At 74.8% G+C, this 6695-nt stretch carries 5 protein-coding genes; 3 read left to right on the forward strand and 2 right to left on the reverse strand.

The annotated features are described in order from the left end of the window. The first annotated feature begins 23 nt into the window (after window positions 1-23). Both ABD296_RS34565 and ABD296_RS34570 read left to right on the forward strand, forming a co-directional pair. On the forward strand, window positions 24-1235 hold the full coding sequence (locus ABD296_RS34565; protein WP_344277157.1) for an MFS transporter: 1212 nt from the start codon (window positions 24-26) through the stop codon (window positions 1233-1235). 9 nt (window positions 1236-1244) lie between these two features. Next, window positions 1245-2555, forward strand: a complete 1311-nt coding sequence (locus ABD296_RS34570) for a D-arabinono-1,4-lactone oxidase (protein ID WP_344277160.1) — start codon at window positions 1245-1247, stop codon at window positions 2553-2555. A 23-nt stretch (window positions 2556-2578) separates the two neighbouring features. Here ABD296_RS34570 and ABD296_RS34575 read toward each other — a convergent pair whose 3' ends face one another. Continuing rightward, window positions 2579-3508, reverse strand: a complete 930-nt coding sequence (locus ABD296_RS34575; RefSeq protein WP_344277163.1) for a hypothetical protein — start codon at window positions 3506-3508, stop codon at window positions 2579-2581. A 421-nt stretch (window positions 3509-3929) separates the two neighbouring features. Here ABD296_RS34575 and sepH point away from each other — a divergent pair, with 421 nt between their 5' ends. Next, window positions 3930-6191: a septation protein SepH gene (sepH, locus tag ABD296_RS34580; protein ID WP_344277166.1), complete on the forward strand. Its 2262-nt coding sequence runs from the start codon at window positions 3930-3932 to the stop codon at window positions 6189-6191. Between the two features lie 60 nt (window positions 6192-6251). Here the strand turns inward: sepH and ABD296_RS34585 are convergent. Continuing rightward, the coding region (locus ABD296_RS34585) for a PH domain-containing protein (protein WP_344277169.1) at window positions 6252-6695 on the reverse strand (444 nt) is incomplete at its 5' end.

Raw genomic sequence — 6695 nt, forward strand, 5'->3', positions numbered from 1 at the left:
CCCGGTGGGGAGGGGAGTCTCGGATGGCCGGCCCGTACCGGGAGCTGCTGTCGGTTCCCGGCGCCCGGCCGTTCGTCGCCGCCGGGTTCGTCGGCCGCATGTCGATGTCCATGGTGGGGATCGGCATCGTCCTTCTCGTGTCCGCGGTTACCGGATCGTACGGTATCGCCGGATCCGTGACCGCGACCCTCTCCCTCTCCTACGCGGTCGGCGCCCCGCTCAGCGCCCGGTACGCCGACCGGTACGGGCAGCGCCGCGTCCTGGTCCCGCTGGTGGCGGCCAACATCGCGAGCTTCGCCGTGCTCATCGCCTTCGCGCTGGCCGGGCTGCCGGTGTGGACGCTGTTCCCCGCCGCGGCGGCGGCCGGGCTGACGCAGGTGTCGCTGGGCGCCTGGGTGCGGGCCCGCTGGTCGCACGTGCTGCGCGACTCCCCCGCCCGGCTGCACGCCGCGTTCTCGTTCGAGTCCGTCGTGGACGAGAGCATCTTCGTCACCGGACCGCTGGTCGTCACGGCGCTGGCCACCGGCGTGCATCCGGCGGCGGGCCTCGGCGCGGCGGCCGCCTGCACGCTGGCCGGCTGCCTGGCGCTCGCGGCGCAGCGCGGCGCCGAGCCGCCGCCGCGCCCGCGCGCGCCCGGGATGCGCGGCGGGGTGTTCCGCAATCCCGGCGTCGTCGTGATCACGCCGGTGTTCCTCGCGCTCGGCATGGTGTTCGGCGCGATCGACGTCAGCGGCGTCGCGTTCGCCCAGGAGCAGGGGCACAAGGCGCTCGCCGGCCTGCTGCTCGGCTGCTACGCGCTCGGCAGCGGCACCGCGGCGCTCTGGTACGGGGCGCGGCACTGGCGGCGCCCGCTCGCCCGCCGCTTCCTCATCGGCCTCGGCCTGCTGACGGCCGGGCTCGTCCCGCCCGTCCTGGTCGGGAACCTGTGGCTGATGATGCCCGTGGTGTTCTTCTCCGGCCTGGCGATCTCCCCGACGATCATCCCCGGCTACGGGCTGGTGGAGCGGCTCGTCCCGCCGCACCAGCTGACCGAGGGGCTCGCGCTGGTCTCCACGTCCGTCGGGGTCGGGGTGGCGGCCGGGTCGTCGCTGTCGGGACGGGTCGTGGACGCGTCCGGCTCGCACGCGGCGTTCCTGGTCCCGCTGGGGTCGGCGGCGGCGGCCGCGCTGGTCGGGCTGGCCGGGGCCCGCGCCCTGAGTAAACGTGAACTTTCCTCACGATCGATTGCCGAGTAGAGTCGGCGCATGTCACCCGTGACCCACCAGAAGTGGCAGAACTGGGCGGGAAACCAGCAGGCCACACCGCATCGCGTCGCGACCCCGGGCAGCACCGCCGAGGTGGCCGCGGCGGTCCGGTCCGCCGCGTCCGACGGGCTCACCGTCCGGATGCCCGGCACCGGCCACTCCTTCACCGGCGCCGCCGTCGCCGAGGGCGTGCTGCTGCGCCCGGACTCGCTCACCGCCGTCCGCTCCGTCGACACCGCCACCGGGCTGGCCACCGTCGAGGCCGGGCTGCCGCTGCACGTGTTCAACCGCGTCCTCGCCGAGCACGGCCTGGCCCTGGCCAACATGGGCGACATCCAGGAGCAGACCGTCGCCGGCGCCCTGCAGACCGCCACCCACGGCACCGGACGCGACGCCGCCGGCCTGGTCTCCCAGGTCGCCGCCCTCGAACTCGTCCTCGCCGACGGCTCGGTCGTCACCTGCTCGCGCGACGAGCGGCCCGAGCTGTTCGACGCCGCCCGCGCCGGCCTCGGCGCCCTCGGCGTCGTCACCGCCGTCACCTGGCGGACCGTCCCGATCTTCCTCCTGCGCGCGCAGGAGGAACCGATGAAGTGGGACGAGGTCCTCGCCCGCGTCGACGAGTTCGACCACGCCAACGAGCACTTCGAGTTCTACTGGTTCCCGCACACCGAGGGCTGCCTCACCAAGCGCAACAACCGCGTCGACGGCCCGGCCGAGCCGCTGCCGAGGTTCAAGCACTGGCTGGACGACGAGTTCCTGTCCAACACCGTCTTCGGCGCCGTCAACCGGCTCACCCACCTGGCCCCGGCCACCACGCCCTTCGTCAACGGCATCTCCGCCAAGGCGCTCGGCGCCCGCACCTACACCGACACCTCCTACAAGGTGTTCACGAGCCCGCGCACCGTCCGCTTCAAGGAGCAGGAGTACGCGATCCCGCGCGAGGAGCTCGTCCCCGCGCTGCGCGAACTGCGCTCCCTGTTCGCCCGCAAGGACTGGCGGATCAGCTTCCCCATCGAGGTGCGGCTGCTCCCCGAGGAGGACGCCTGGCTGTCGATGGCCCACGGCCGCCGCAGCGCGTTCATCGCCGTCCACGTCTACTACAAGGACCGGCACCAGGAGTACTTCCGCGGCGTCGAGGACCTCCTGACGGCTCTCGACGGCCGCCCCCACTGGGGCAAGCTCCACACCCGCGACGCCACCTACCTGGAGAAGGTCTACCCCCGCTTCGGCGACTTCCGGAAGCTGCGCGACGACCTCGACCCCGACCGCCGCTTCGCCAACCCCTACACCCGCCAGGTCTTCGGGGACTAGCGCGCGCCCCGCCGTGCCCCTCTTTACGGGGTGGTGCGGGCGTTGGGGTCGGCGTTGTTCTGGTCGTTCTGCTGGCCGTCGTTCCCGCCGTCCGACGACTTCGTCGGCTGCGGGGTGTTCGGCGTGTTCGGCGTGCTGGGGGCCGAGGACGTCGGCGCGGTCGGCTCGGTCGGCCTCTGCGTCGTCGCGGGCGGCGGTGTGGTGGTGGGCGTGCCGGTCGACGTCGTCCCGCCGGACGAGCTGGGGGTCGGCGTGCCGCTCGGCCCGGTGGAGTGCCCGGACGGCGACGGCGACTCCGGCGTCTCCTGCGAGCCGCCGCCACCGCCGCCGGTCAGCGCCTTGCTGATGGTGGTGCCGCTGCCCGAGTTCTTGCCGATGGGCGAACCGGTGGTCGCCTCGTAGAGGGTGATGCCGCCGATCACGATCGCGAAGATCGCCGCGGACGACACCACGAGCTTCGTCCAGTGCTGCTTGGCCCACTCGACGGTGCCGTCCAGCGCGGAGCGGCGGACGACCTCGCGCAGCGCCTCCGGGCCCGCCGCCGCGGCGAGCGTGTCCGCGACCGTCTCGGCCGGGGTGCGGTCCAGGCGGGTGGCGTTCGGGTCCCCGCCACCGGGCGGGTGCAGGTCGAGCCGCGTCGCGTTCGGGTCCCCGCCGGGCCACACCACGGTCCGGGTCGGGTCGGCGTTCATCGCCTCGGCCGCGGCCTGGTCCGCCGCGTCCCGCCGGCTCACCGCCGCCTGGATGTGCGTCAGATCCTTGATCTGGGTGCGGCCCCGGTCGAGGTAGTGCTTGAAGACCGCCGAACCGGCCGTCGACATCACGCTCATCAGCGCGGCACCGATGATCGTCCCGTAGACCCCCAGGTAGGACGCCCCGACGGCGGCGACCAGTGTGGCCACCCCGCTGGCGATGAGCTGCGTCGTGCTGACGTCCGGCAGCTTGCGCTGCATCGACCCTTTCACCCCTGTCCGTTCGCCCGAATCCCCCGGAAACGAAACTAATCGGAAGATCCGAGTGTTCCTGCCACAGACGTGACGCTCCTAACCTCAAAGGGGTGGAGCGCTCCGCCGGGCTCAGGCACAGTGTGGAAAAGGATGCACAAGAATCCGGCAGGGCGGCCACGGCCGCGCCTCAGCACCGGCAAGCTAGGTCAGGTGCCCTCTTCGGCCTCGTGAAGAGGGCTTCGAGAGCGGCGATGTTCGGACATGCCGGGTACGGTGCTGGCAGCAGGTGTGTCCGGAAGAGAGACTCGGGAACCCGGGGGAAGGGCACGCATGCGCCCTCGGCGGGCAACGGGCGACCGGCCGGTGAGACCGCGGCCGGACGGTCCGGCGCCCTCCGTGCCGTCAGGACAGGGCAGGAAGGACACGCATGCAGGAGCTGCGCCTCGTCGCGGTCAGCGAGGACGGTACGTACCTCGTCCTGGCCACCGCGGGCCGAGGCACCCGGTTCACCCTGCCCGTCGACGACCGGCTCCGCGCCGCGGTCCGTGGGCACTTCTCCCGCCTCGGCCAGTTCGAGATCGAAGTGGAGAGTCCCTTGCGTCCCAAGGAGATCCAGGCCCGCATCCGGTCCGGCGAGACGGCGGAGGAGATCGCCGAATCGGCGGGGATCCCGGTCGAGCGCATCCGCTGGTTCGAGGGCCCGGTCCTGCAGGAACGCGAGTACATGGCGCAGCAGGCGCAACGCGTCGCGGTGCGCCGCCCCGGCGAGACCACCCTCGGCCCCCCGCTCGGCGAGACCGTCGAGGAGCGGCTCGGCCGCGGCGGCGTCGACCTCGAGGAGGTCGAGTGGGACTCCTGGAAGTGCGAGGACTCCACCTGGCGGGTCCGGCTGTCGTTCTTCGACAACGGCCGCCCGCACGCCGCCGAGTGGTCCTTCGACCCGCGCCGCCGGCACGTCTCCCCCCTCGACGAGATTGCCGCGCGGCTCACCGCCGTCGAATGGGACGACGAGGCCCTGTCCGACACCGTCACCCCGCTCGTGCCGCGCCGCCCCGCGATGAAGGTCGTGCAGAACGACCGGCCCCCGAACGACAGGGACGTCTCCGCGCGCGGCCTGCCCGCCGAGCCTGAGCAGCCCGCCGCGCCCGGTCCGCTGCGGCCCGCCGAGCCGCCGCAGTACATCGTCGAGCGGGGCCGCATGGTCGACCCGCGCCCCGCCTTCCGCGACGCGCCCGCCGAGGGCGCCCCGCTGCGCGAGGCGTCCCGTCCGCTCGCCTCGGACGGCCCCCGCGAGGCCCCTCGCCTGCGTGAGGCCCCCGCCCGTCCGTCCGACGGACGTCCGCGCGAGGAGGAGCACCGCGCGCCGCGCCCCCGCCAGGAGCAGCCGCATGCCGCGCCTCAGCGCCCCGCCGAAGCGGGCCGCCGCGAAGAGGCCGAGGCCCGCGCGGGCACCCGGGCCCAGAACGACCGCCCGCAGCGCGTGAGCGAAGAGGCGCAGCCGCGCGAGAGCCTGGCGTCCGGCGCGCAGACCCGAGCCCGCGAGGAAGCAGCCCACCAAGAAGCCCGCACCCGCGACGACGCCCGCACCCGCGAGGAAGCCGCTCGCGAGGACACACGCACCCGCGAAGACGCCCGTGCGCGTGACGAAGCGGCCCGCGAGGATGCCCGCGCGCGCGAGCAAGCTGCTCGCGACGACGCCCGCACCCGCGAGGACGCTCGTGCGCGTGAGGAAACCGCTCGCGAGGACGCCCGTACCCGCGACGAAGAGGACGCTCGTGCGCGTGCGGCCCGCGAGGACGCCCGTACGCGTGAGGAAGCAGCCCGCGAGGATGCGCGTCCGGGGCGCGAAGCGCCGAAGGAAGCGCACCGGGAAGCGGCGGCGGCCGAGGAGGCCACGCGGCCTGCCGCGGCGCAGGCCGAGGACGAGCAGCGGCGCGCCGCGGGGAGCCCGAGCGCCCGCGAGAGCGAGGACGAGCCCCGTCTGGAGGGCGCACGGCACGAGAGTGCGCCGCGTCCCGCCGAAGACGCCCGTCCCGCCGGGTACGAGCGGTCGAGCGAGGACGCCCGTCCCGCCGATGACGAGCGGTCGAGCGAGGACGCGCGGTGGGCCGAAGACGCGCAGGCGGCTGAGGACGAGCGCGCGGCCCAAGCCGCGCAGGCGGCCGAAGACGAGCGTGCGGCGGAGGATGCGCGGGCGGCCGACGAGGGCGAGTCGCGGCGGGGCGAGGTCGCCGAGGAGCCGGCTGCCGTTCAGGCGCCTGCCGAGCGGGAGGCGGCTTCGTCGCGTGACGAGGCGGACGAGAGCGCCCGCAGGGACGCCCTGGCGCCGGAGCCGTCCGCCGAGGACGCGGACGCGGAGGTTTCCGAGGACGACCAGGCCGCCGCGGAGCGCGAGGCGGAGACGGCGGCCGCGCAGGCGCCGGAGGAGAAGGCCGCGGCGCCGAAGCCGGCTCCGCAGCATCCGGCGCGGCGGGAGCCGTCCCGGCCGCCGGCGAAGAAGAAGCCGTCCCGGCCCCCCATGCCCGCCGCCGGTCAGGACAAGCCGGTCACCGCTCCCCCGGCCCCGGCCGCTCCGGCGGCGGAGGCGCCGGAGCGGCGGCCCGCGCGGCCGCGGCGCAAGTCCAAGGGCAAGCGCGCCTCCGTCCCGTCATGGGACGAGATCATGTTCGGCGCCCGCCGCCCCGAGTGAGACCTGCCGGCACGGCGGTCATGCATCCCGCATGACCGCCGTGTTCGTACGTTCGGCGCCTCAGTCGGCGTCCCGTGCAAGAGGCGGGGGCGGGGCCGGGCGCTCGATGAACGGCTCGAGCCATTCCGGGGTGATGGCGGCGGCGAACGCCACGGCGTCGGACTCCGCCATGTCCGTCGCGGAGTACCCGCCGTCGCCGGCTCCGGTCGCGACGAACAGGGTGGCGAGGCCGAGGCGGCGCTGGAAGAGGGTGCGGCGGACGCGCCAGCCGATGACGGCGCCGTGCTCGACGACGACCTGGCGGCGGCGCAGCGACCCGGAGCGGACGGTCAGGCGCTCGCCGTCGGTGCCGTGCCCGAGCTGGCGGTAGCGGTCGAGGCCGAGCGGGACGGCGAGGACGGCCAGCGCGGCGCAGGCGTAGGCGACCCACGGCTGGCCGGCCAGCACGGCGAGGGCGGCGACGCCGGCGGCGGGCGCGGCGGCGCGGCCGACGCGGCGGCCGTT

The sequence above is a fragment of the Actinomadura napierensis genome (assembly GCF_039529375.1).
Classification (GTDB): domain Bacteria; phylum Actinomycetota; class Actinomycetes; order Streptosporangiales; family Streptosporangiaceae; genus Spirillospora; species Spirillospora napierensis.